The sequence below is a fragment of the Aerococcus sp. L_32 genome, assembly GCF_050689315.1.
This window is the reverse complement of the sequence record NZ_JBOEQF010000466.1, coordinates 1-1,477: the sequence shown is the minus strand read 5'-3', so window position 1 is coordinate 1,477 and position 1,477 is coordinate 1. Positions and strand designations below refer to the sequence as shown.

The following is a 1,477-nucleotide window of genomic DNA, read 5'->3' as shown; positions in this document are numbered from 1 at the left end:
TTATGAATATAGCACCTCTAGGGTTCCAAATAGAACCCGACAATATAACGGTTGCGACCGACCAAGAGGCGTTAACCGCTTGGTTGCTCAGAGCTCATCTTCACTTATATTTTCAGTCCCTATTTCACCATCCAAGGGTTCTCTGCATCAGAAAATACTCCAGTTACTCTTCTCTTCAAAGCTTTTTTAATTAAAAATATATTACATTATGATGAGAATTCTATTGTTTTTAAGGCGTCCTGTCAACTTTTTTGTTTTTAATGCACAGTATTTCGTCACAATTTCTGAAAAACAAAAACTCCCCCTAAAGTAGATTTACTTTTTTAAGTGTCTACTTTAGAGGGAGCATATCAAAGCCTATGTGCCTTTTTTCAATTATTAATTAGATTCAATCAGCCGGTTTACATGAATAGCCAAGTAAGATTTCTCTTCCGCTGTAATCCGATAGGCGTACTGATGGTAAATGTAGTCATCGATTTTCTCTGCACAAGCCATGGCTTTAGGATAATTTTCCTTGACTTGGTCATAGAGAAACTGACCTGACCCATTCTGCGCTTCCCCCTGAATCACCCGCAAGGCAAAGTACTGCAAGTGGGTCATAAACCGGTTATAGGCAATAGATTCGGGATCAAATTTCTGACCGAAAAAGAGGGTTACTACTTCTAAAATCCCCCGGACAATTTTCACCACTTCCATCGTCTGACTCATCTCACCCTGGTTCATCCGGGCGTTCACCAGATGCAAGGCAATTGACGAGGCCTCATCATCCGGCAACCTGATGCCAAGATTGGCTTGAATAATATCCAGCGCTTTAAAACCAATATGATACTCATCCGGAAATAACCGTCGAATATTCCAAGCTAGTGGATTCGTGATAACGAGCCCTTTTTCAAACCGTTCTAAGGCAAAATGAATATGGTCCGCCAAGGTGATATACAAATTGGCCTGGTATTTCTCGTCAAGACTCGTCGTGGCTAGGTCAATAATGGCCAGCAGACTATCGATTTCAGGGGTGGACAAGGTCACAAATAATTCCTCAACCGATATATCCACCGCGTTTTCTTTAAAAATCTTTTCAATCTTACTTTCATCCACCATGTTGCCCACATGTTGACTAAAACCTAGACCTTTACCCATTACGACCACTTCGTCGTCCTCTTCATCAAGGGCTAGTACCGCATTGTTATTAAATATACGAACAATTTGCACGCTGCCACCCCCAAATATTTTTATCTTATGTAGAGTAATATATCATGTTACCGGTTTCTTTTTCAACCTTTACTGAATCAAATAATTAGAACCATACAATTTGACTTATATGAACGTTATCGGCTATCATTAGCATGTAAAGTTTGAAAACGCTTTACCACCAACATTCGATCAAACATAATCGAAAAAGGAGTATGATTTATGACAAGTAAGTATATTTTTCTAGATGTAGATGGGACTTTAGTTTCTTATGAAAACGTCCTTCCAG

Annotated in this window: 1 protein-coding gene; it reads right to left on the bottom strand. The window is 39.3% G+C overall.

Going from position 1 to position 1,477, the window contains the following annotated elements; genetic code table 11:
- Window positions 1-378: 378 nt before the first annotated feature.
- Window positions 379-1,209, bottom strand: a complete 831-nt coding sequence (gene licT, locus ACRCJ0_RS13920; protein ID WP_059349132.1) for a BglG family transcription antiterminator LicT — start codon at window positions 1,207-1,209, stop codon at window positions 379-381.
- Window positions 1,210-1,477: the final 268 nt, after the last annotated feature.